The 22657-nt window shown below is 64.5% G+C and carries 21 protein-coding genes; 5 read left to right on the forward strand and 16 right to left on the reverse strand.

What is annotated here, in order from left to right:
* Positions 1 to 12: 12 nt before the first annotated feature.
* Genes ACODSO_RS12350 through ACODSO_RS12360 form a run of 3 tightly spaced genes read right to left on the reverse strand, consistent with a single transcriptional unit; the run spans position 13 to position 2386 of the window.
* The gene (locus tag ACODSO_RS12350; RefSeq protein WP_489037194.1) at positions 13 to 792 is read right to left on the reverse strand and encodes an ABC transporter permease; all 780 of its coding nucleotides are present in this window, start codon (positions 790 to 792) and stop codon (positions 13 to 15) included.
* Entirely contained in the window at positions 789 to 1610 is an 822-nt protein-coding gene (locus ACODSO_RS12355) for an ABC transporter permease (protein ID WP_489037195.1), read from the reverse strand. The genes ACODSO_RS12350 and ACODSO_RS12355 overlap by 4 nt, the downstream gene beginning before the upstream one ends.
* Positions 1607 to 2386, reverse strand: a complete 780-nt coding sequence (locus tag ACODSO_RS12360) for an ABC transporter ATP-binding protein (protein WP_068377654.1) — start codon at positions 2384 to 2386, stop codon at positions 1607 to 1609. Before ACODSO_RS12360 ends, ACODSO_RS12355 begins: the two co-directional genes overlap by 4 nt.
* A gap of 135 nt (positions 2387 to 2521) precedes the next feature.
* On the opposite strand from ACODSO_RS12360, the gene ACODSO_RS12365 reads away from it, so the two are divergent.
* Positions 2522 to 2887: a hypothetical protein gene (locus tag ACODSO_RS12365; protein WP_489037196.1), complete on the forward strand. Its 366-nt coding sequence runs from the start codon at positions 2522 to 2524 to the stop codon at positions 2885 to 2887.
* Here the strand turns inward: ACODSO_RS12365 and ACODSO_RS12370 are convergent.
* The 6 genes from ACODSO_RS12370 to ACODSO_RS12395 form a co-directional block, all read right to left on the reverse strand.
* A complete protein-coding gene (locus ACODSO_RS12370) occupies positions 2864 to 4369 on the reverse strand; it encodes a carboxyl transferase domain-containing protein (RefSeq protein WP_489037197.1) in 1506 nt (501 codons plus the stop codon). The genes ACODSO_RS12365 and ACODSO_RS12370 overlap by 24 nt on opposite strands.
* A gap of 10 nt (positions 4370 to 4379) precedes the next feature.
* Positions 4380 to 5576, reverse strand: coding sequence for an ABC transporter permease (locus ACODSO_RS12375; RefSeq protein ID WP_489037198.1), 1197 nt, complete (start codon positions 5574 to 5576; stop codon positions 4380 to 4382).
* Positions 5573 to 6463, reverse strand: a complete 891-nt coding sequence (locus ACODSO_RS12380; protein WP_489037199.1) for an ABC transporter ATP-binding protein — start codon at positions 6461 to 6463, stop codon at positions 5573 to 5575. The genes ACODSO_RS12375 and ACODSO_RS12380 overlap by 4 nt, the downstream gene beginning before the upstream one ends.
* Positions 6460 to 7011 carry a hypothetical protein gene (locus ACODSO_RS12385; RefSeq protein WP_489037200.1) on the reverse strand — a complete coding sequence of 184 codons (552 nt, stop codon included), beginning with the start codon at positions 7009 to 7011 and terminating at the stop codon, positions 6460 to 6462. Before ACODSO_RS12385 ends, ACODSO_RS12380 begins: the two co-directional genes overlap by 4 nt.
* Positions 7008 to 7274, reverse strand: coding sequence for a helix-turn-helix transcriptional regulator (locus ACODSO_RS12390; protein WP_068377637.1), 267 nt, complete (start codon positions 7272 to 7274; stop codon positions 7008 to 7010). Before ACODSO_RS12390 ends, ACODSO_RS12385 begins: the two co-directional genes overlap by 4 nt.
* Positions 7275 to 7433: 159 nt before the next feature.
* Positions 7434 to 9068 (reverse strand): ABC-F family ATP-binding cassette domain-containing protein, encoded by a 1635-nt coding sequence (locus ACODSO_RS12395; RefSeq protein ID WP_489037201.1) that lies wholly within the window; start codon positions 9066 to 9068, stop codon positions 7434 to 7436.
* 59 nt (positions 9069 to 9127) lie between these two features.
* On the opposite strand from ACODSO_RS12395, the gene ACODSO_RS12400 reads away from it, so the two are divergent.
* Positions 9128 to 9976, forward strand: coding sequence for an aldo/keto reductase (locus ACODSO_RS12400; RefSeq protein ID WP_489037202.1), 849 nt, complete (start codon positions 9128 to 9130; stop codon positions 9974 to 9976).
* 144 nt (positions 9977 to 10120) lie between these two features.
* Entirely contained in the window at positions 10121 to 10942 is an 822-nt protein-coding gene (locus tag ACODSO_RS12405) for a uroporphyrinogen-III synthase (protein WP_489037203.1), read from the forward strand.
* Here the strand turns inward: ACODSO_RS12405 and ACODSO_RS12410 are convergent.
* Both ACODSO_RS12410 and ACODSO_RS12415 read right to left on the reverse strand, forming a co-directional pair.
* Positions 10872 to 12962 (reverse strand): MMPL family transporter, encoded by a 2091-nt coding sequence (locus tag ACODSO_RS12410; RefSeq protein WP_489037204.1) that lies wholly within the window; start codon positions 12960 to 12962, stop codon positions 10872 to 10874. The two genes, ACODSO_RS12405 and ACODSO_RS12410, sit on opposite strands and share 71 nt — an antisense overlap.
* A gap of 42 nt (positions 12963 to 13004) precedes the next feature.
* Complete coding sequence (locus tag ACODSO_RS12415) at positions 13005 to 16265, reverse strand: ATP-binding protein (RefSeq protein WP_489037205.1); 3261 nt, start codon at positions 16263 to 16265, stop codon at positions 13005 to 13007.
* Positions 16266 to 16332: 67 nt separating this feature from the next.
* Here ACODSO_RS12415 and ACODSO_RS12420 point away from each other — a divergent pair, with 67 nt between their 5' ends.
* A complete protein-coding gene (locus ACODSO_RS12420; protein WP_489037206.1) occupies positions 16333 to 17019 on the forward strand; it encodes a hemerythrin domain-containing protein in 687 nt (228 codons plus the stop codon).
* On the opposite strand, the gene ACODSO_RS12425 is transcribed toward ACODSO_RS12420, so the two are convergent.
* From ACODSO_RS12425 to ACODSO_RS12445, 5 genes are all read right to left on the reverse strand, one after another.
* Positions 16974 to 17894: a vWA domain-containing protein gene (locus tag ACODSO_RS12425; RefSeq protein ID WP_489037207.1), complete on the reverse strand. Its 921-nt coding sequence runs from the start codon at positions 17892 to 17894 to the stop codon at positions 16974 to 16976. The genes ACODSO_RS12420 and ACODSO_RS12425 overlap by 46 nt on opposite strands.
* A gap of 69 nt (positions 17895 to 17963) precedes the next feature.
* Entirely contained in the window at positions 17964 to 18899 is a 936-nt protein-coding gene (locus ACODSO_RS12430) for an AAA family ATPase (RefSeq protein ID WP_489037208.1), read from the reverse strand.
* On the reverse strand, positions 18896 to 19732 hold the full coding sequence (locus tag ACODSO_RS12435; RefSeq protein WP_489037209.1) for a mycofactocin-coupled SDR family oxidoreductase: 837 nt from the start codon (positions 19730 to 19732) through the stop codon (positions 18896 to 18898). The genes ACODSO_RS12430 and ACODSO_RS12435 overlap by 4 nt, the downstream gene beginning before the upstream one ends.
* The gene (locus ACODSO_RS12440; protein WP_068377617.1) at positions 19729 to 20559 is read right to left on the reverse strand and encodes a mycofactocin-coupled SDR family oxidoreductase; all 831 of its coding nucleotides are present in this window, start codon (positions 20557 to 20559) and stop codon (positions 19729 to 19731) included. Before ACODSO_RS12440 ends, ACODSO_RS12435 begins: the two co-directional genes overlap by 4 nt.
* Before the next feature lie 209 nt (positions 20560 to 20768).
* On the reverse strand, positions 20769 to 21887 hold the full coding sequence (locus tag ACODSO_RS12445; RefSeq protein WP_489037210.1) for an NAD(P)-binding domain-containing protein: 1119 nt from the start codon (positions 21885 to 21887) through the stop codon (positions 20769 to 20771).
* Between the two features lie 17 nt (positions 21888 to 21904).
* Here ACODSO_RS12445 and ACODSO_RS12450 point away from each other — a divergent pair, with 17 nt between their 5' ends.
* Positions 21905 to 22636, forward strand: coding sequence for an enoyl-CoA hydratase (locus ACODSO_RS12450; RefSeq protein WP_489037211.1), 732 nt, complete (start codon positions 21905 to 21907; stop codon positions 22634 to 22636).
* Positions 22637 to 22657 lie beyond the last annotated feature (21 nt).

Here is a 22657-nt window from a genome sequence, read left to right on the forward strand (position 1 = left end):
ACTGTAAACAACTCATTTCATCCGTTGCAGCGCAAAGTTCTCCAGCACGCCGACGATCGCGTAGAGCACGATCGACACCACGGTGATGACGACGATCGACGCCCAGAGTTCGTTGTACTGGTATCGGGGGATTGCCTTGATCATCGACGAGCCGAGACCCTGCCCGCTGCCCAGCCATTCGCCGATGAGGGCGCCGATCAGCGCACCGGGAACGGAGATGCGTGCTGCGGCGAACACCGCAGGCAAGGCCGACGGAACTGCGACCATGCGCAGTGCCATCCACCGGTTTCCGCCGTACGCCGCAATCAAATCCTGTGCACCCGTTGGCGCTTCACGGAGCCCGACCATGATCATGACGAGGGCAGGGAAGAACACGACGATGGCGACCATGACCGTCACGCCGACGATCCCACGCCCGAAGATCAGCACGATGATCGGAGTCAGCGCCACCAACGGCACGGACCGAAGTAGCATCGCAACCGGCATGAACGTCTGCTCGACGGCTCTCGAGACCACGAAGATCGACGCGACGATCAACGCGGCGCCCATGCCGACGAGGAAGCCGACTCCGGCGTCGCGCAAGGTTATTTCGAGGTTCGAGAAGATGGTTTCGCGATTCGCGGCGGACTTCTCGCCGCCGAACAGGTACGTCCACACCGCAGCCGGAGTTTGGCCGACGCGCGGTCCCACCTGAGGGAACGCTTCGAGGAAGACGACCCAGATGACCAGCAGGAGAGCGAAGGCGATGCCGATCGGGGCAAGGAAGCTGAACATTCCGCGAGCGAGCGTCATGCTGTCTTCCCGGAGGTCCACGGGGTAACGAATCGGGCGATGATCGCGACGATGGCGTATCCGAGCCCGGCGAGAAGTGCTGCGGCCAAAGCCATGCCCCACGTTCGGGGAACGTTGTACGACGTCTGCGCCGCGGTGAGCGCGACGCCGATTCCGCTGTCGACGCCGCCGAGGTACTCACCCAGAATCGCGCCGAGGACGGCGGACGGTGCAGCGATTTTCAGTGCGGCGAACATGGACGGCAACGCTGCGATCGACTGCACACGCCGGAACTTCTGCCACCGCCCGCCGCCGTATGCGGCCACGAGATCGAGGCTCGCCACGTCGGCCGAGCGGAGGCCGGTGAGGGTGCCGACCATGGTCGTGAAAAAGCAGTACATCGCGGCCAGGAAGATCGTGGGTGTGCGTCCGCCGAATACGACGAGAATGATCGGGCCCAATGCAAGCAGGGGTGTGCAGTAGCTGAGGATTGCGAGCTGAGTCGCCAGCGATTCGACGGGCGGAACCAGAACGACCAGGACCGCGAGCGCGATCGCCAGCAGATTCCCCCAGACGAAACCCTGCAGGGCACCGGCGGCGGTGATCGAGAAGTTCGGGCCGTACAGCGCCCATCCGTCGTCGAACATCGTTGCCAGCACGGTCCACGGGCTCGGGATCGTGCCGCCGGCGACGCCGAGCGCGGCGAGTAGCCACCACGCGAGCACGAGTCCGATGATGCCGATCGCGCCCCCGAGCCACTTCGGCCGGCCGAGAGAGGCTCGGCGCGTGGATGATTCGGTCTGAGCTTGGGTGACCTTCTCGATATCTGCGAGCGTCATGCGACGCCTGCCCTGCCGAACAGCAGGCCGGACAGATAGTCGTGCAGCTTGTGGAACTCTGGAGTACGCATCATCTCCGGGGTTCTCGGTCGCGGCAGGTCGATGGATACGACCTCGAGGACACGGCCCGGACGCGGGGTCATGACGGCCACGACGTCGGACAGGAACACCGCCTCGGCGATACCGTGGGTGACCATCAGTGTCGTGGCCGGTTTTTCGGTCCAGATGCGCAGGAGTTCGAGGTTGAGCCGCTGGCGGGTCATGTCGTCGAGTGCGCCGAAGGGTTCGTCGAGGAGAAGAACGCTCGGCTTGACCACGAGCGACCGCGCGATCGACACACGCTGACGCATACCGCCCGACAGCTGCGCGGGCTTGGCCTTCTCGAATCCTTCGAGTCCGACGAGCTTGACGAGGTCGGCGATGAGCTCGGGATCCGACGGGAGCCCGGCGACCTGCAACGGCAGCGTGATGTTCGAGACGACGCTGCGCCACGGAAGCAGCGCCGAGTCCTGGAATGCGATGCCCAGTTCGTGGCGGGTGCGCAGTTCGGCGGGGGACTGGCCGTTGACGAGTGCGGTCCCGGTGGTCGGGGTGTCGAGCCCGGCCAGGATGCGCAGAACCGTCGACTTCCCGCAACCCGACGGGCCGAGTAGGGAGAGAAACGATCCCTCGGGCGTCTCCAAGGTGACGTCGGTGAGTGCCTCGACCGATTTTCGGCCGAGGCTGAAGGTCTTACCGAGGCCGGAGATGTTCAGGCCAGTGCTGGTGCCGATCATTCCACGGACAGTAGGAGCGAAGAGTTGCGTTCGTATTGCGGCTGTGTCACCGCGGCGTTCCTGTCCTGCTTATCGGCGTAAGGATGTCGTCAAGAGTGTGGCGGCGCCGGTTCGTCGTTGACGACACTTCTCGATGTGACCATCTTCGAACTACTGCCTTCACTGAAGGCCGCGTGCCGACCTCGATTCGATCCTGCCGTATGGCCGTCGTCGACCGGGTATCACCTGGGCCGCATCATGCTCGACGGCGTGGCCGTGGAGGACCATGCCGACTGCTACGGCACCCCGAGCCTGCTCGACGGTGTCCTCGTCACTCGGGTGCGATCGGTGATCGCGGGTGTCGTACGTATCGACGGTGAATGCGCATGCCCGGCGGACGCCGAGATCGCCAGTAGGCACTCCGTCGCGGCGCGGGAATTCTTCGCACTCGGTGACACGAAGATCGAATTGCCGTCCGACGTGCGTGCCGGCGACGTTCTAGCCGTGATCCCGAAGACCTAGATGCCGGTAGCGGCCCATCCGCCTCGCGATGCGATCGCCTCTTGGATTACTTTGGGCGCCAGCGAGTTCGCGGGCAATGGCTCCGGCCACCCGCTTCGAGAACTCGACTGGTTCCTCGGCCGCATCGGGATACTCGGGAACGATCGCGTCGACGATCCCATCGCGCAACAGGTCTATCGATCGAATGCCCTGAGCCTCGGCCATCTGAGGGGCGTGGGCGGTATCGCGGTGGACGATGGCGCTCGCTCCCTCGGGTGGCAGCGGGGCAAGCCAGGCATTCTGGGCACACAGAGTTCGGTCTGCCGGTAGCAGTGCGAGCGCGCCACCGCCTGTTCCCTGGCCGAGAAGGACCGAGACAGTGGGAGTGTCGACGGTGACGAGATCGCTGATGCAGCGGGCGATCTCGGGTGCGAGGCCGCCCTCCTCGGCTTCCTTGCTCAGGGCAGCGCCGAACGTGTCGATGACAAGCACCAGTGGAATGCCGAGCTCCTCGGCCAGCTTCATTCCGCGGCGTGCCTCGCGAAGAGCACCCGGGCCCATCGTCGCGGTGACGCTGTGGCTGCTGCGGTCGTTGCCGAACACCACGCAGGAGATCCCGCGAAATCTGCACAGTGACAGCAGGATAGTGGTGTCCGATTCGCCCTGGCCGGTGCCACTCAGTGGAACTTGTTCGGTGGCAGCATGTTCGAGGAGTTGACGAACGCCGGGCCGATCGGCGCGTCGGGAGGCTTCCACGGAATGCCACGCAGAGCGGTCCGGAATGTCGGTGACGGCGGGTGCAGGCTCGAGATTTCTCGGAGTCTCGGTATCGCCGCTGACCACCCGTAGTGCGCGCACCATGAGGTGACGAAGGCTTCCGACCGGGACCACGCCGTCGATGACGCCGTGGTGGTATAGATTTTCTGCCGTCTGCACACCGTCCGGAAACGGTTTGTCGTACAGCGCCTGGTAGACGCGGGGGCCGAGGAACCCGATCAGCGCACCCGGTTCGGCGAACGTGACGTGGGCGAGCGATCCCCACGACGCGAACACCCCACCGGTCGTCGGATTGCGGAGGTAGACCAGATACGGCAATCCAGCCTGCTTGTGAAGGGTCACGGCGCCGGCGATCTTGACCATCTGGACGAATGCGAGCGTGCCTTCCTGCATCCTGGTGCCGCCCGACGTGGGCGATGCGATGAGCGGAAGTTCCTCGGCAGTGGCCCTTTCGATGGCGGTGACGATGCGTTCGGCGGCCGCGACGCCGATCGAACCCGCCAGAAAAGCGAACTCGCAGGCGATGATCGCGACCGGTCTGCCGTCGACCAGGCCTTGCCCGGTCAGCACCGATTCGTCGACGCCACTCTTCTCTCGCGCATGTACCAGGTCCGCGGCGTATTCGGGGTTGGGGGACACGTCGAGGGGGGTGCGATCCCACGACGCGAACGATCCGCCGTCGAGAACTGCATCGAGTATCTCGGCGGCGGACGTTCGCGTGGTCATGGGAGGTAGCTTAGCGAGCGAACGCCTCTTTCCACGTGACGGTCTTGCCGATACGCAGGATCGACCGCTGGTAGATCTTCGCTGCGACGACGGCGAGCGCTGCGGTGGTTGCTGCCATGATGAGCGCGGTGCCCACGATCTGATAGAGCGGTGCGACTCCGGCCGCTATCCGCAGCGGCATCATGACGGCTGAGAACGGCGGAATCCAGCTCAGCACGTTGCTGAGTGTGCTCTCGGGATCACCCACCGAGTAGAACGCCGCAAAGAACATCGCCATGATCAGGATCAGTAGCGGCATCGTCGTCGAGTTGACGTCCTCCTGTCGCGAGACCATCGATCCGCCGGCGGCGTAGAGGACTGCAAAGAAGGCGAAGCCCAGCACGAACCAGCCGAGTGTGCCCGCGAACACGCTGATCGCCGTTCCGGTGACGGTCAACAAACCGGTGGCGAGGCCGGTGCCCACACCCGCTGCGCCGTACGCCGCGAGTTGCAGAATGCCGACTGCGCCGATACCGAGGATCTTGCCCCACAGCAATTGCAGGGGGCGCACCGTGGAGAGCAGCAGTTCGACGACGCGCGAGGACTTCTCCTCGACGACGCCCATCGCGACGTACATTCCGAAGCCGATGATCTGGGCATACAGGATGAACACTGCCGCCAACGACAGTGCAACGCGTTGCCCCGCCTCGGGATCCGGTGGGTCGATCGCGTCGACGGTCACGACCGCATTGGCCGTGTCCGATGCGAGGGTTGCCCGGTCGACGCCCTGCTGAGCGAGGGCGGCGTCGGTTGCCTGGGCTTGGACGCTTCCTTCGACGACGGCTCGCAGTGCACCGGTGAGCTCGGATTCGGTGATGGCCGTGTAGGAACCCGAGCCCGCAGGGACGAGAGCGACTGCGACGTCACCTGATTCGACGTCCGAGCGCGCGGTGTTCGCGTCGCCGATCTCGCGCACCTCGACGGGATTGCCGACGGCGTCCCCGGTCGCGCTCAGGACGGACGCGATGGATTGGTCGCCGACGACTCCGACGACGTCTCGCTCCTCGCCGTCGGCACCCGAGAATATGGAGAACGCAATGATTCCACCGACGATGACGGCGAGGATGATGACGTTGCTGATGATGAAGCTCTTCTTCATCACCTGAACTGTGAACTCGCGCTTGGCGATCAAACCGATCGCGCGGCTGGACGACATTTGCTGGCTCATGCGACGGCCTCTCGGAACAGATCGCTCAGTGACGGCTTGTGGAGGGAGAATTCGTGTACCGGTCCGGTAGCCAGGGCAGCTCGAAGGATGGCCTGGTCGTCGGTTCCCGGTGCGATGCTCAGAATCGTGCGGTCGGTGCGGTGACTGATTTCGCGGACGCCGGGAATGCCGTCGGCCCACCCGGCAGCCGCAGCCGGTGCGTGTACTTCGAGTTGTGAGTCTCCGCTGCCGCGAAGCTCGTCGACAGTTCCCACTGCCTTCATCGAACCTGCTGCGATGATGCCGACGCGATCGCACAGGCGCTGAACGAGGTCCAGCTGGTGACTGGAGAAGATGACCGGTACGCCGGAGGACGCCTTCTCTCGTAGTACCTCGCTCATGACGTCCACCGCGACCGGATCCAGGCCCGAGAACGGTTCGTCGAGAACGAGAACAGCGGGATCATGCACAAGTGCTGCGGCCAATTGAACCCGCTGCTGGTTGCCGAGGCTCAGTGCGTCGACGGTGTCGTTCAGTCGCTCGGCGATACCGAGGCGCTCGGTCCAGGTCGAGACAGCGGACTTTGCCTGCGTCGATGAAAGTCCGTGCAGTTCGGCGATATAGGCGAGCTGTGGCCCGACCTTCATCTTGGGATACAGTCCGCGTTCCTCCGGCATGTACCCGATGGTGCGGCGAACGTCGAGGTCCACGGGCTTGCCGCCGAGCAGGACCTGGCCGGAGTCCGCGGACAGAACACCGAGGACGATGCGCATGGTGGTGGTCTTGCCGGCGCCGTTGCTGCCGACGAATCCGAACAGCTCGCCGGGGCGGACATCGAACTTCACCGATTCGAGAGCGATCTTGTCGCCGTACTTCTTCGAGATGCCATCGATCGTGAGGGTGCTCATGGTGCCCTTTCGGTCAGAGTGTCTTCAGGGTCGGGGTCAGGGGTGATCCAGGCGAGAATGATTGCCGGGGAACAGATACCCGCCATCAGTGCAATCAGGGTCCACGTCCCACCGGCATACGCGAGGCGCTCGTTGTCGTAACCGCTCGCGAGGACGATCAGGATGAACACCGCGACCATGACCAGGCCCTGTGTGATCGTCAGACCGATCGAGCGAGCTTCGTTGCGCTGCTGTACTTCCCATTCGTCGAGTGCGCCTACGGGTGCATCGCTGTGCCTGCCCGACACCGTCTGCAGCATCGTCCACACAACGATGAAGACGATTGTCATGGGTACCCACAGGAGCGGTGCCCACTTCCAGAACAGCGACGAAATGGAGAGTGTCAGAAGAATCAGGAGGGTTGCGATCACCGCGACGGACAGCGCACGGCGGCGCTTCTGCGTTCGCCACTTCGGAAGCCAGTGGCGAGTCTTGCTGTCGTTCTCCAGGAATCGCCGGGTGCGATAGCTCTGGTAGCGGGTAAGGATGGTCGAATCAGGGAGGTTCATGGTGCCCTTCGGAAGAGTTCGGCAGACAGTGGCCCGAGTTCGGTGCGGGAGAACACCGCCTCGACGGGCAGGTCGAAGACGTCGCAGATTCTCATCGCCAGGTCGAGGCTCGGGTAGTGATCGCCCCGTTCGAGGGCGCCCACCGTCTGTGGGTTCACTTCGATGAGCTCTGCCAGTTGTGCTCGGCTCATCTTTCGTTCGGCTCGCAGAACTCCCACCCGGTTGTAGATCGGGAGCGTGTTCCCACGCTTTACGGGGCTCATGTAACAAAGTGTTGTATAAACCCAACGATCTGTCAATCGGTGGCTACGTCCCAGTGGCACGAAAGAGTGCATAGGGGTGCACTCATCCATGCCACTGGCGCGGAGCGCTTCGATGCCACTGGCGCGGAGCGCTTCGATGCCACTGGCGCGGAGCGCCCGCTACTCCTCGGTGAGGCGACCGTCCTGCATGATCCAACGGCGGGTTGCCCGGACAGTGTCGAGCATGCGCCGGTCGTGGGTGACCAGTAGCAGGGTTCCCTCGAAGTTCTCCATCGCGCGTTCGAGCTGTTCGATCGCAGGGAGATCGAGATGGTTCGTCGGCTCGTCGAGAACCAACAGGTTCACCCCGCGGGCTTGCAGTAGTGCCAGTGCTGCGCGGGTCCGCTCACCGGGAGACAGCGAGGAAGCAGGCCGCAGCGCATCGTCGCCCCGCACGCCGAACTTCGCGAGCAGCGTGCGGACATCGGCGTCGGGCCACTCGGGGACGGCGGCGCTCAGGGCGTCCGAGACCGTCTCCGTTCCGGTGAAAAGCTCACGGGCCTGGTCGATTTCACCGACGGCAACTCCGGACCCCAGTGATGCGGTCCCCTCGTCGGGAGCGAGTTTCCCCAAGAGCACCGAGAGGAGGGTGGTCTTTCCTGAACCGTTCGCACCCGTGATCAACACCCTGTCGCCCCATTCGATCTGGTTCGTCACCGGACCGAATGTGAAACCCTGACGCCGGACGACTGCACCGCTGAGTACCGACACGACGGTGCCGCTTCGCGGTGCCGCAGCAATCTCCATGCGCAGCTCCCACTCTTTGCGGGGCTCCTCGACTACCTCCAGACGTTCGATACGACGTTGTGTCTGACGGGCTTTGGCGGCTTGCTTCTCGGTGGACTCGGCGCGAGTCTTGCGGCCGATCTTGTCGTTGTCCGTCGCTTTGCGACGTGCGTTGCGCACGCCGGACTCCATCCAGTTCCGCTGCATCTGGGCGCGGGATTCGAGGGATGACTTGGTATCGGCGAACTCGTCGTACTTCTCGCGCGCATGCGTTCGGGCAATCTCGCGCTCGGCGAGGTACGACTCGTAACTGCCGTCGTACACATCGATACGGTGCTGCGCGCGATCGAGCTCGACGATGCCGGTGACGGTTCGCGCGAGGAATTCACGATCATGACTGACGACGACGATTGCGGCCCTCGTCTCTACAACGAATCGCTCCAATTGCTCGAGACCGGCGAGATCGAGATCGTTGGTGGGTTCGTCGAGCAGCAGAATGTCGTACCGGGCGAGGAGAATGGCGGCGAGTCCTGCGCGTGCGGCCTGACCACCGGACAGTGCCGTCATGTGTGTGGCGCCATCGACGTCGAGTCCGAGGTCGGTGAGCACCTTCGCGGTCCGTTCGCTCAGATCGGCGCCGCCGAGCGCGAGCCAGCGTTCCAGGGCAGGGGTGTAACGATCCTCACCGTCTTCGGCGCCGAGCGCTTCGGCAGCCTCGTTCATCGCCTGCTCGGAGGCTGTGACGCCGGTTCGTCGGCCGACGAATTCCTCGACGGTTTCCCCGTCGATCCGGTCGGGTTCCTGGGCGAGATAGCCGACGGTGGCGTCGGGCGGACTCAGGTGGACAGTGCCCTCTGCATCGGCAGTTCCGACGCCTGCGAGCAGGGTCAACAATGTGGATTTACCTGCGCCGTTGGCGCCCACCAGGCCGATGACGTCGCCCTCGGTGACGGTGAGGTCGAGCCCGGAGAACAGGGTGCGATCGCCGTGGAATGCAGCAAGGTCGTCGATTCGGAGCGTCGCAGTCACCTCTGAAGTATCCAAGACCGGCCGGGAACAGACTCGGACGGCCATCGGTTGGCATTCATATGACGTTTTCACCGGAGACCAGTACTGTCCCGACCATCGTGCTCAACGACGGTCATGCGATCCCTCAGCTCGGTTTCGGCGTGTGGCAGGTTCCCGACGACGGTGCGCAGGCCGCAGTAGCGGAAGCGCTGAAGGTCGGCTACCGCAGCATCGATACCGCGAAGGTCTACGAGAACGAAGCGGGCACCGGCAAGGCCATTGCGGAATCGGGCGTCGCCCGTGACGAGCTGTTCATCACCACCAAGCTGTGGAACGACGACCAGGGCTACGACTCGACTCTGAAGGCGTTCGACGCCAGCATGGAACGCCTCGGCCTCGAGTACCTCGACCTCTACCTCATTCACTGGCAGCAGCTGGACCGCGACAAGTACATCGACACCTTCAAGGCATTCCAGAAGCTGAAGGCGGACGGCCGCGTTGGATCCATCGGCGTATCGAACTTCACGGTTCCGACGCTGGAGAAGCTGATCGACGCTGTCGGCGAGACCCCGGCCGTCAACCAGATCGAACTGCATCCGCGCCTCATCCAGGAAGAACTGCGTGCGTTCCACACCTCGCAGGGCATTGCGACCGAGGCGTGGAGCCCCCTCGGCTCCGGCACGGTTCTGGACGACCCGGCGTTCGCTCCGATCGCCGAAGCACACGGAGTCACTCCCGCGCAGGTCATCCTGCGCTGGCACATCCAGCTCGGCAACGTCGTGATCCCCAAATCGGTCACGCCGGAGCGGATCGCGAGCAATTTCGACGTGTTCGGTTTCGAACTGTCGAACGACGAGATCCAGCAGATCAACGCGCTCGACACCCCGGACGGCCGTACCGGCCCGGATCCGGACAAGTTCAGCAGTTAGGTCGGCTAAGCGTTGGGGCTCCGCCCCAGTGGCACGGATAAGTACATGCCAGTGCACTTATTCGTGCCACTGCGGCGGAGCCGCCTAGGGTCCTGCGGCGGAGCCGCCTAGGGTCCGGCGGCGGAGCCGCCTAAGCTTTCGGGCATGGGACCGCTCACAGGTAAGACGATTGCGCTCACCGCCGAGCGGCGAGCGGACGAATTCGCGGCCCTGCTCGAGCGGCGCGGCGCCGACACGGTTCACGTCGCAGCCATCCACGTGCTTCCCCTTGTCGACGATTCCGAACTCCGTGCGCAGACCGACCGCATCATTGCCGAGCCACCGGAACTGGTCGTCATCAGTACCGGCATTGGATTCCGGGGGTGGCTCGACGCCGCGGACACCTGGGATCTACGCGCAGAACTCTTGAACGCACTCCGGGCCTCGCGCATCATCGCGCGAGGCCCCAAAGCTCGTGGTGCGATCCGAGGTGCCGGCCTCCGCGAGGTGTGGTCGCCGACCACCGAGGAGTCCCAGGAAGTGGCGGATCATCTCGAGACCGAAGGTATCGTCGGCGTCGACGTGGCCGTCCAGTTGCACGGCACCATCACCGAGTGGGAGCCGACCATCGACCTCGCCGAGTCTCTCCGCAGACTCGGCGCCGAAGTCCGAGCGCTCTCTGTGTACCGCTGGATTCGGCCGGTCGATCAACGGCCACTCGTGGACATGCTGGCCAAAATCTTGAACCACGAGGTCGACGCCGTCACATTCACCAGCGCTCCCGCCGTCGCCTCGCTGCTGTCGACGGCGAAGGACAACGGTCTGCTCGACGAATTCCTCACTGCGCTGCGCGGTCCCGTCGCTGCAATCTGCGTCGGGCCGGTCACATCGGCACCACTCGATGCTCTCGGTGTTCCTACTTCGATGCCGAAACGGGCTCGGCTGGGGTCACTGGCGACGTATGTGGTCGACCAGCTGAGCGACTGAACGGATTCCACCAATTCCACTGTCCCAGAAGCGTCATCGTCGACGGGACCAACACCATCCGGACGACCGTCGCGTCGACGAACACCGCGGTGGCAAGACCGACACCCATCATCTTGATGGTGACGTCGGCGTCGAGTGCGAATCCGAGGAACACGGCGACCATGATCGCGGCGGCGCTGGTGATCACGCGGCCCGTCGACGCCACGCCGTCGACCACCGAGGAGTGCGCGTCGCCGGATTGCAGCCACAGCTCGCGAATCCGCGAGAGCAGGAACACCTCGTAGTCCATGGACAGTCCGAACAGAATGGTGAACATCAGGATCGGTACCCAGCTGGACACCGGAACCGCATGGGGAAGTCCGAGTAGTTCTGCGCCCCATCCCCATTGGAACACCGCGACCATGACGCCGTAGGCTGCGGCGACGGACATCAGGTTCATCGCCGCGGCCTTGATTGCCACCACGATCGATCGGAACACCACCGTCAACAGCACGACCGACAGTGCGACGACGAACGCGATGACGAGCCAGATGCGTTCGGCGACTCGGTCGGTGATGTCGGCGAAGATCGGGGTCACACCGGTAGCGATCGCGCCCTCCGGTAAGACGTTTTGTCGCAGATGCGTCAGGAGCGCAACTGTCGCTTCGTCACTCGGTCCGGTCGTGGGCTCGAACACCACCACCGCTGTGTCGCCGGCAGGATTGGTGATCGGTGTACCGACGAGGGCGATTCCAGGATCCCGGGCGAGTTCTTCTGTCAGAGCGCCCAATCGGCTCGTCGAGACCTGGGAGAGATCGACCGCCACCATGAAGGGACCGTTCGCTCCCGGCCCGAATTCACCCTCGATCAGGTCGTACGCGAGCCGCGTGGTGTTCGACGTCGGCTGTGTACCTGCATTCTGCGGCCACATACGCATGTCGAGAACCGGCGCTGCCAGGGCGGCGAGAAGCAACAATGCAGCCAGCGCCCAGACCACGGGCCTGCGGCATACCATCCGAGCCCACTTCTCCGTACGGGCCGGGCCGACCCGGCGCCGCGGCGTCCTCGGCAACAACCGCGTCCCTGCCAACGCGCACAGCGCAGGAACGACGGTGACAGACGTCAGCATCACCGTGCCGACGACGGCGAGCGTCGCGTAACCCATCGACGCGTACACCGGCAAACCTGCCAACCTGAGTCCGAGCAGGCACAGCAAGACCGTCGTACCCGCGTAGACTACGGACACTCCTGCCGTCGAATTGGCGTGCACAGCCGACTGTTTGGTTGTCATGCCGGATCGCAGGCCGTCGGCGAAGCGGGTGACGAGAAGCAACGCGTAGTCGATCCCGACCCCGATGCCCACCATCGTGGCGATCGTCGGAGCCATCGGGCTGATCTGAGTGAACGACGCCAGGACGGCCACGATGCCGGAGCCGATGCCGACGCCGATGATCGCCACAGCAATGGGAAGTCCCGCAGCGACCACGGACCCGAAAGCCAGCAGCAAGATCACCAGCGCTACGACGATTCCGACGGCTTCAGCGGCACCACTGGGCGAGCTGATGTTTTCCGCTACCTGTCCTCCCAGTTCGACCTGGATGCCCTCGCGCTCGAGTGGAACAGTGGCAGAGCGCAGTGCGTCGATGCCGTCGGTGCCCTGAAAGTCGGTGACCGGAATGCGGTACTGCACCGAGATCAGCGCGGTCTCGCCGTCGGAGGAGATGCGCGCCGGCGAGACCGTGCCGACACCGTCCAACGCCTGCAGTCTGCTCTGCAGGCTCGTGAGAACCCCCGGATCGAGTGCCACGTCGTCGTGCACCACGACCCGAGCATCGGTCCCGGCGAGGTCGGGAAACCTGTCGGCAAGCAGCTCGCTTCCGGCGATCGAGTCGAGCCCCTCGACGTGGTAGTTGTCCTGCATCTGACCGCCGAATGCCACCGCTGTGCCGATCGTCGCGGCGAACAACGCGACCCATACTCCCAGCGTCCGCCAGGGGTGATCGGCGCAAATTGCGCCGAGTCTGCCGAGCAAGATCCTCATGTGAATGCTCCTTCGTCTGTGGTGAACACAGCGTGGACGCAGTCACTTGGAGCGTTCTTGTGGCTTTCTAGTAGCCGCGAGTATCCACTGCGGATTACCCCACGCTCGGGCCAGTTCCAGCGCCGTAGCCTGGTAGTCGGCGGCACGATCGGTGTCGCCGAGCGCGGCCGCGAGCCGGGCGAGAACGGTGTCGACGGGCCCGACGACGTAGGTTCCGGTTGCCATGCCGGCGAGCTGGCCGGTGAATCTGGACAGCGAGTGCGCGACGGCAGCAGCCTCGTCGAGTTCGCCGGTTTCGAGGACGGCCATACCTCGGAGGGCAAGGAACAGAGACTCGAAGAAGTCGTGCCGGATCGGTCCTGCTGCCCGGCGAACCTCGAGCGCCTCGCCGGCTCTGCCGAGGTCGGCCAAGGCCAGCGCCAGTAGATCCGCCGCGACTGCCGGGTACTGCAAGTACAACGTGCGCAGACCGTGCTCGAACGCCCCAAGGGTCCCCGTCGAGACAGCCGTCGTGACGTACGCAAGGGCATGGATGACATCGGCGTTGACGGCGACGCTCGAACGCAACGCGGTACCGCCCGCGTCGAAGTGGCGATGTGCCGCATCGATGTCGCCGGCAGCGTGGGCCAACATTCCGCGCGACAGGTGGCATGTGGCGAGCGACTGCTGCCAGCTGTACCGCTCGGCGAGCGCGAACTCCTCGGCGAGATGTTCACGCATGGAGTCGAATCGACGTTCGACTGCGTCGACGAGAAACGACCCGTGATGTCCGATCATCGCGAAGACCGGCATGTCGTGCGTGGTACCCAGCTCGATGAGCTGCAGGGACAACGACATTCGACGCTCGGGATCGAGGTCGGCACCGACCAGATTCCACAGTGCGTTCGTTGCCAGTCCGAGCACTTCCGGGCTCTGCAATGTGCGCGCCAACGTGTACGCCTCCTCGGCCGCCTCCATCGCGCGCTCGTCCGCTTCCCCGCGAATCTCGTCGACGAGCGCGCACAGGAGTCGGCATCGGGAGTCCTCGTCGATGTCGTCGAACGTGAGGGCTCGCTCGATCAACGAGGCGAGATCGGCGTCGTACATGCCGTATTCACGTTTGAGCCAGGTCGTCGGCAGCTCTCCCGCGGTGAGTGTACGAATCAGTAGATCGGTGCGGCCGGTGCGCTCGGCTATCGACACCGCTTGCCGACGGGCCTCGGCCGCTCCGATACTCGATCCGGCGGCAACCTGGGCGGATATCTTTCTCGCCAGCAGTTCGACCTGCTCGTCGACGGAACCGTCCTCGAGCCGGTCCCAGGCAGCGAGGGCGTCGGAGTACAACAGTGCGGCCGATCCGTGCGCGAAACGATCGTCGGCCTCGGCGGCAGCTGCGACCGCGTAGTCGAGCGCTTTGCGCGAGTGCGCGTCGCCGTGCAGCTGTCCGCAATGCAGTGCGAGAGCCGAAAAGTCGTGTGGTGATTGCTGTTCGAGTACTCCGGCGATCTGGGCATGCCACCGACGGCGACGCATCAGGGTCAGATCGGAGTACAGCGTGTCGCGGACGAGGACGTGCGTGAACCGAATCCTGGTCGGATCCGAGTCGTCGAGCAGGCCGGCGACGACGCCGGATTCGAGTGCGTCCAGGGCGGTGTCGGCGTCGAGTTCCGCGGCGGTCAGCAGGACCTCGAGGTCGGCCTGGCGCCCGAACACCGACGCAAGTCGCATCATGGAGATCGTCAGTTCGGGGAGTCGGGCGAAGCGTCGGCGAAGTACGTCGCGCACGCCCTCGGGCACCTCGGACGTTGCGACCACGGCTCCCTCGCTGCTGAGCAGCAGCGCGCTTTCGCGGAGGTAGAACGGATTTCCGGCGGTCCGCTCGGTGAGGATTTCCATCGTGCTTCGTTCCGGTGTCAGACCGGACACCGACTGGACGAGTTCGGTGGCCTCGTCGTCGGACAGCCCTGTGAGTCGGAGCCGCACCGGTGACAGCGGAGCCAATGCGGCCAGCGTGGCCTCATGGTCGGGTCCGAGTTCGTCGGGACGGTATGCGCCGAGAATGCGCAGGGACGCCGAGGATGAGCGCGCGAGAGCGACGAGCAGAGCGAGAGTCTCCGGGTCCGCGCGGTGCAGGTCGTCGAGTATCACCGTGACGCGAGTGGTAGCGGCGACGTCGGTCAGATAATCGACGACGGCTCGAAGAAGACGGAATCGATTGCCCTGCTGTGTCACCGCGGTGTCCGTGAGCAGGGGTGCAAGCATCTCGGCATGGGCTCCGACGTCGAATTCGGCTGCGGCGCTGCGCAGTATCTCAGTCCACGCCCACGCTGGTGGGGCTCCGTCGGCCTCGGGACAGCGTCCGAGCAAGCATGTCCACCCGACGGAGTCGAGCGCCGTTTTCGAGGCTGCGAGGAGCGCGCTCTTGCCTGAACCTGCTTCGCCTGCAACCAGAACGATCGACGACGCCTGGTCGATGAGCCGGCGAAGCTCGTCGGCGCGACCGAAGAACGTTTCACTATCGGACGTGGGCGCAGGCGGTTCGACGACGGTAGTGCCCACGGACCGACCCGTGCGAGGCGTCACCACTCGGTGTGCCAGGACCGCTGCTTCCAGCTCGATCAGGGCCGGGCCAGGATCGAGGCCGAGCTCATCGCCGAGGATCGTGCGGGCCTGTCGTAGCGCGGCGAGGGCATCGGCTTGCCTACCGCTGGAGTACAGCGCCAGCGCGAGCAAGCGCCAACTCTCTTCGCGTAAGGGATGGTCGCGCGTCAGGGTCGCCGCGTCGAGCGCAGCATCGGAAGCGTCGCCGCATTCCAGCGTTGCTGCGACGAGACGTTCTCTGGCGATGGTTCGCAGTTCGTTCAAGCGTGCGATCTCTCCCTCCGCCCATGGCTCACCGGCGACCTCGGCGTACGCGTCGCCGCGCCACAGAGCGAGCGCATCGGCGAAAATGCGTCGACGGATCTCGGGTTCTCTGCCATCGGCGTCGCGGATCGATTTCTCGAAATGCCAGGCGTCGACGGCTTCGGTCGGCAATCGGATCGCGTACCCCGGTGCCTTGCTGACCAGGATCGAGGACGCGGTCCGCGGGGCGCGATCGGGTTCCAGGACGCGACGAAGGTTGGAGATGTACGCCTGCAGCGCGCCGATCGCTCGTGGAGGAGGTTCTCCGTTCCACAGGTCGTCGGTGAGCTTGTCGACGGACACGATGTCTCCGCGCGCGATGAGCAGGATTGCGAGCACGGCTCGTTGCCGGGGGCCTCCGAGGTTGATCTGCCCGGTCGATCCCTCCGCACTCGTCTCGCCGAGCACCGTCACCTGCACGCGAACAGCGTAGAGCAGCTAGTGGGCTCCAAGTGAACTACTAGTGCGCCGCGCGATGGTACCTACCATGACTACTACACAGCCCGACACCGACAACATGGTCATCATCCACCAGTGCTTCCGAGACCGATTCGCGGCAATGCCGTCGCTGATCACCGCCGTGCCCGACGGCGATACCGATCGAGCAGGCGTTCTGGTCGACTTTCTCATCGAACTGACGACCGCGCTCCACCATCACCACGTCGCCGAGGACGAAGCCCTGTGGCCACTGTTGCTGAACAGGGTGGGCGACACCTCGGCGATCCTGACGATGGAGGAGCAGCACGAGCGGATCGGTGAGCTGATCGATCGTGCCCTGGCCCAGGCCTCGGCGTTTCGCACCTCTGCGCGGGAGCACCGTGGTGAGCAACTGGCAGTAACCTTGACGGCGCTGTCGGCAGCGCTGAACGCTCATCTCGACGACGAGGAAGCGGTGGCCTTGCCTCTGGCCGAGAAGCATCTGACGGTGGCGGAGTGGGCCCATGTCGGCGAGATCGGGCACGCGTCGATCCCGAAGGATCGCATGCTGGTCTTCCTCGGCTACATTCTGCTGAGCGCCACCGACAGGCAGCGCGCCTACTTCCTGGCGCAGAGTCCACTCCCGGCGCGCATCGCGTGGAAGGTGCTGGGCAGGAGGAAGTTCGAAGCCGACTACCAGAGGGTGCACGGTCACCCGTCGAAGAATGCCGTCAGCGCAGGTCCGACGTCACGATAGGTGCGTACCGCGCGGATACGGCCGTGGCCGAGACGCGCGAGATCGCGGCCCAGATCGGCGTCGTTCTCGCCGGATGTGTCCAGCAGAATGTCGAGTCGAGGAATAGAGGCCGCGACGTACCGAGGGTCGGGACCTGCGTTGTGCACACAGTCCGACAACAGCAGAACCCGCTTGTCCGGCGACGACACCATGCGCAGCATTCCCGCTGCGGTCTCGAGGGCGAACTGTACGTTCGTCAGACCGCGAGCGGGAATGCTCAGCACTGTGTCGAGGATCCCCAGCGGCGTCATCGGATCACCGAAGCGGCTCAGCACTGCCGCGTCGGACCAGAACGCGACAACGGCCAGATCGTCGTGGCTCAGTTCGCCCGCCAGCGCACCAACCGTCCCGGCGGCCGTCCGAACACGCTCGCCCTTCATCGATCCCGAGATGTCCACGACGAGAACGATGGACCGTGCCGTGTGCAGTCGCTCCCGCACGATGATGTCGTCGTCCTCGGGGAACGGGTCGGCAGCGAGAACGTCGATGGTGCGGTCCATGTCGAGTTCGTCGGAACCGTCTCGATACCGCAGCGAGGTCAGCTCTCCGACTCCTCGTCGTGCACGAGGATCACGGCGGGGGCGTCGGACCGCCAGCCTCGCGGCGATCTTTCGGGCCAGAGCGCGGGTCTTCGCGTCGGCCGTCGACTCCTCTTCGGTAGCCTCGCGCAGTGAGATGACCTCCGCGGATTCGTCGGTGAACCCCGGGGCCGACGGGTTGTTGTCCGTCGATGCACTGCCGGCTTTGCTTCGCCCGTCGGCGATCAGGACAACACCGCCTGCACCCGGGCGGAACACAGACGGCGACTCGGTGAGTTGTTTGGGCTTGCGGCGCAACGGCTTCAGGGTGCGGGCCGGGGAACCCGAGCCGGGCTTGCGTACGGGAGAATCGGCGACGACTGCTCTTCAACCCGGTGCGGCGGCCGCCGGCTTCAGCAGAAAATGGTCCTGCCAGATGGTGTACAGAATGCCCTCCGGCGTCGCGTCGGCAGTCTCGTCGACATGGATGCGCCCCGACAATGCGACGTAGATCGCGTCGAGCATCACCTGCTGGTACGGCTCGGGGAGATTCCGCGGTGGATCGATGTCGGGCACCTCGGGGATCGGAACTTCACGCAAGTCCGCCAGCTGCTGCGCGACGAGAGTCAGGTCGATCGCTCCTCGCACACTGCTGCCCTGAGTGATGTCCTCGTGCTCACGGGTTGCGCGCGTGATTGCGACGGAATCGGCGATGAGCCTGATCGAGTCGGATTCTGTTCGCAGTGCCACGATTCCGCGTTCGGACTCGGCGTCCTGATAGCCGATCGCGAGACGGCACAGACGGTCGTGGACGCTCGTCGACAGTCGTGTTGTGCCGACATTGTCGTAGGGGTTCATCGACGCGACGACCCGGAAAGTGGGCAATGCGTGCACGGTTCCGACGCGCGGAATGGCTATTCTCCGCTCGGCCATCGCAGTCAGCAGGGTGTTCAGCGTGTCCTCGGGTGCGCGGTTGAACTCCTCGACGTAGAGAAATCCGCCGGTGCGCATCGCCTCGACGAGTGGGCCGGGAACGAAGTTGTCCTCGCTGTAGTCCTCGCGCAGTACCCGAGCTGGATTGTGGTGTCCGACGATTCGCGCCGGGGTGAGGTCGGCATTGCCCTCGACGAACAACAGGGGAATGCCCCATTCCGCTGTGATCGCGCCGAGCAGGGTGCTCTTGCTGGTGCCGGGCGGGCCCTCGATCAGCAGGTCCCGCCCGGCCGCGACCGCCGCCAGGAGCAGGTCTAGTTCATGACTACGACCGACGAGGTGCGTCGCGATACGGCGACGCACCTCGGCGATCGACATAGTGACCGTCATTTGATCGTGTATCCCGCGTCGACGGGAAGTGTCGCACCGGTGATGTATCGGGCCTCGTCGGAGACCAGAAACGCGATGGCGTTGGAGATGTCGATCGGTTCGACCCATGGAATCGGCAGAGTATTGGTCGTGGCGAAGATCGCCTCGGCCTTCTCCCGGCTCGGGTTCGGGTCGTCTGGAAGGAACAATCCCCACGTCTTGGGGTTCTGGATCATCACCGTGTCAACCCCGGTGGGATGGACAGTGTTGACCCGAATGCTGTGCTGGCCGAACTCGTTCGCCAGCGTGCGCATGATGCCGACGACACCGTGTTTGGTTGCGGTGTAGTGCACGGTGTTCGGCGTGCCCTTCAGTCCCGCTGTCGAACTCGTCAACACGATCGAACCACCCCGTCCACCGGCGATGAGGTGGGGCAGCGCCGCTCGGCACGTGTTCCACACGCCGGTGAGGTTGACGTCGAGCATGGTCTGCCAGGCCTCGTCGGTGATCTCGAGAGCAGGTGCGATGTCGAATACACCGGCGTTGCCGAGCACGATGTCGAGACGACCGAGTTCGGCAACTCCGTCGTCGACGGCCTTCTTCACGGCGGCAGAATCCCGGACATCGGCCTTGGTGGCGACGATCCGGCGATCGAGGTCCTCGACCTGCTTCACCGTCTCTGCAAGGTCGGATTCCGTTGCACCGGGATACATTTCGATGGTGTCGACGGGACCGCACAGGTCGATTGCGATGATGTCGGCGCCCTCCTTGGCGAGCCGAAGTGCATGGCTGCGTCCCTGGCTGCGCGCGGCACCGGTGATGAACGCGACCTTGCCGTCGAGTGTGCCGGTCACTTGATCACCGATCCCGCATCGACGGGAAGCTGGACGCCGGTGATATAGCGGGCGTCGTCGGAGACCAGGAAGGCGATCGCGTTGGAGATGTCGACGGGTTCGACCCATTCGATCGGCAACGCGTTCAGGGTCTTGAACGCCTCGGCTGCATCTTCCCGTTTCGGATCGGGATTGTCCGGCATGAATGTCGCATAGGTCTGCGCGTTGTGGATCATGTCGGTGTCGACCGATGTCGGGTGCACGGAGTTGACGCGAATCTCGAACGGTGCCAACTCGTTTGCGAGTGTCTTCACCAGGCCGACGACACCGTGTTTCGCGGCGACGTAGTGCGCGAGGTTGGCGAGGCCTTTGATTCCTGCGGTCGAGCTGGTCAGCACTATCGCACCACCGCGGCCACCGGACTTGATGTGTGGCACTGCAGCGCGAACGGTCTTGAAGACACCGGTCAGGTTGATGTCGATCATGTCGTCCCAGGCCTCGTCGGTGAGGTCTTCGATGGGTGCGAAACTCGCGATCCCGGCATTGGCCAGGACGATGTCGAGGCGGCCGAGTTCGGCGACACCGTCGTCGACTGCTTTCTTCAGTTGTGCGGTGTCTCGCACATCGGCCGTGGACGCGACGATGCGGCGGTCGAGAGCTTCGACCTGCTTGACCGTCTCGGCTAGATCCTCGGCGGTAGCCAATGGATATCCCACGCTGGCGACCTGGGCGCAGAGGTCGATCGCGATGATGTCGGCGCCTTCCTGTGCCAACTTCAGCGCGTGGCTGCGGCCCTGACCGCGCGCGGCGCCGGTGATGAATGCAACTTTCCCGTCGAGCTTTCCCATGATCGAACTTCCTTGGTCGATTCGAGTGAAATCGGTACGAGCGCAAAACGCTTCGCATCGGTCGCCGATGCGTCTCGCGGCAGGATGTCCAAGGTGGAGGACATGACAAGAAACGTATCTGACACTCAGTGCAGAAGTGGGCGATTCGCCGGAAATTTCTACGTGGTACTCGCGGTCTCGTCTAGCTGCTTTCGAGTAGCGAGGCCCCGTTACTCGATGTCGAGAGTCGTCAACAGCTCCGCGACCGCTGCGCGTCCTGCGCGGTTGGCGCCGATGGTGCTGGCCGACGGGCCGTAGCCGAGGAGGTGCACTCGGTGGTCGGCGGCGACGCGCGTCGCGAGCCGTCCGTCCATGGCGATGCCGCCGCCGTGGCCGCGAAGGCGCAGCGGTGCGAGGTGGTCGAGCGCGCTGCGAAATCCGGTGGCCCACAGAATGACATCTGCCTTCAGAGATGTACCGTCCGCCCAGCGGAGTCCGCCGGGAATGATCTCCGAGAACATCGGGAGTCGTTCCAGTACACCGCGATCACGCGCGGCCTTCAGTCGCTCGGTCAGCAGCAGGCCCGTCACCGAGACAACCGATCCGGGTGGAAGACCGGCTCGCACGCGTTCTTCGACCATCGCGACAGCCGCGCGCCCGGCGTCCGGGCCGAAGTTGCCGTCCCGGAACTCGGGTTTGCGACGTGTCACCCACGTCGTCGAGGTGACGAGAGAGATTTCGTCGAGCAACTGCACGGCCGAGATTCCCCCGCCGACGACGACCACGTGTTTGCCCGCGAACTCGTCGGCGGTCCGGTAGTCCTTGGTGTGCAGCTGACGACCACCGAACGCCTCGGCGCCCGGATACGACGGGATGAACGGCTTCTCCCACGTGCCGGTTGCGTTGATCAGGCCACGGGCGGACACCACGAGTTCTCCGGCTTCGACGCGAAACCGCGGTTCGCGATCGCAGACGACGGTGACGGTCACCGGCCGTCGAACCTGAAGGTCGAACTTTTCCTCGTAGGCCTGGTAGTACCGCGGAACTGCCTCGGCCGCGGTGACTTCGTCGGGATTCTCACCCGTCAATGTGTCCGCGAATTCCATACCGGGTAAGTCGTTGACGCCGTTGACCGTGCTCAGTGTCAATGACGGCCAGCGGTACTGCCAGGCGCCACCTGCTGCGGGGGAGCGATCGAGCATGACGAACCCGGATCCAGCTGCCAGACCCGCTCGGCGGAGGTGGTAGCCGGCGGACAGTCCTGCTTGTCCGGCACCGATGACGGCCACATCTGTTTCGATCACGGTGGTCAGTACATCAGCCCGCGGGCATCGGTCACATCTACCCATGAGTAACGTCTGTGTCCATGATCGGACAGACTCGTGACGGCGACGTCGTCACCCTCGAACTCAGGCGTCCCGAGCGGCGCAATGCACTCGACACCGCCCACTGCGTCGCGCTGCGCGAGGCAGTGGAGACAGCCGTCGAATCCGACGCGCGCGTCATCGTGATCACCGGTCAAGGTTCGAGCTTCTGCGCAGGAGCCGACCTGGAGGGTGACAGTTTCCCCGAGGAGTTCCCCGAGGCGCTGGAGAGGCTCCTCAGAGCGGTCGACGGTGCGCCCGTGCCCGTCGTTGCCGCTGTCAACGGCCCGGCGGTAGGTGGCGGGACGCAACTCGCCATCGCATGCGATCTGCGGGTCGTCGCCGACGGTGCCTTCTTCGAGATTCCGTCGACTCGTCTCGGTATCGCGGTCAACAACTGGACCATCAAGAGGCTGGCATCTCTCGCGGGTGGGGGCGTCGCCCGGACCATTCTGATGGGTGGCGAGCGTGTCGACGCCGATGCCGCATTCGTCAGTGGTCTCGCCAACAAGCGCGGTGATCTTGCCGTCGCACAGGAATGGGCGTCAGCGATCACCGAACTCGCACCCCTGGCGTTGAGACATCTCAAGCTCGTGTTCAACGACGACGGCACGCACGACGAACCGACGCCGGATCAGTGGGCCGCGTTCGGTGCTGCGTGGACGAGTGAGGACATGAAGGAAGCGCGCCGCGCACGTAAAGAGAAACGCAAGCCAAAGTTCCTCGGGCGTTGATTGCCATAGCAAGGTGACGGT

The sequence above is a fragment of the Rhodococcus sp. FG69 genome (genome assembly GCF_057808915.1).

Coding starts and splice junctions, on each gene's coding strand:
- ACODSO_RS12350 (WP_489037194.1), bottom strand. CDS start 792: ATGACGCTCGCTCGCGGAATGTTCAGCTTCCTTGCCCCGATCGGCATC.
- ACODSO_RS12355 (WP_489037195.1), bottom strand. CDS start 1,610: ATGACGCTCGCAGATATCGAGAAGGTCACCCAAGCTCAGACCGAATCA.
- ACODSO_RS12360 (WP_068377654.1), bottom strand. CDS start 2,386: ATGATCGGCACCAGCACTGGCCTGAACATCTCCGGCCTCGGTAAGACC.
- ACODSO_RS12370 (WP_489037197.1), bottom strand. CDS start 4,369: ATGACCACGCGAACGTCCGCCGCCGAGATACTCGATGCAGTTCTCGAC.
- ACODSO_RS12375 (WP_489037198.1), bottom strand. CDS start 5,576: ATGAGCCAGCAAATGTCGTCCAGCCGCGCGATCGGTTTGATCGCCAAG.
- ACODSO_RS12380 (WP_489037199.1), bottom strand. CDS start 6,463: ATGAGCACCCTCACGATCGATGGCATCTCGAAGAAGTACGGCGACAAG.
- ACODSO_RS12385 (WP_489037200.1), bottom strand. CDS start 7,011: ATGAACCTCCCTGATTCGACCATCCTTACCCGCTACCAGAGCTATCGC.
- ACODSO_RS12390 (WP_068377637.1), bottom strand. CDS start 7,274: ATGAGCCCCGTAAAGCGTGGGAACACGCTCCCGATCTACAACCGGGTG.
- ACODSO_RS12400 (WP_489037202.1), top strand. CDS start 9,128: ATGACGTTTTCACCGGAGACCAGTACTGTCCCGACCATCGTGCTCAAC.
- ACODSO_RS12405 (WP_489037203.1), top strand. CDS start 10,121: ATGGGACCGCTCACAGGTAAGACGATTGCGCTCACCGCCGAGCGGCGA.
- ACODSO_RS12410 (WP_489037204.1), bottom strand. CDS start 12,962: ATGAGGATCTTGCTCGGCAGACTCGGCGCAATTTGCGCCGATCACCCC.
- ACODSO_RS12420 (WP_489037206.1), top strand. CDS start 16,333: ATGACTACTACACAGCCCGACACCGACAACATGGTCATCATCCACCAG.
- ACODSO_RS12430 (WP_489037208.1), bottom strand. CDS start 18,899: ATGACGGTCACTATGTCGATCGCCGAGGTGCGTCGCCGTATCGCGACG.
- ACODSO_RS12440 (WP_068377617.1), bottom strand. CDS start 20,559: ATGGGAAAGCTCGACGGGAAAGTTGCATTCATCACCGGCGCCGCGCGC.
- ACODSO_RS12445 (WP_489037210.1), bottom strand. CDS start 21,887: ATGGGTAGATGTGACCGATGCCCGCGGGCTGATGTACTGACCACCGTG.
- ACODSO_RS12450 (WP_489037211.1), top strand. CDS start 21,905: ATGATCGGACAGACTCGTGACGGCGACGTCGTCACCCTCGAACTCAGG.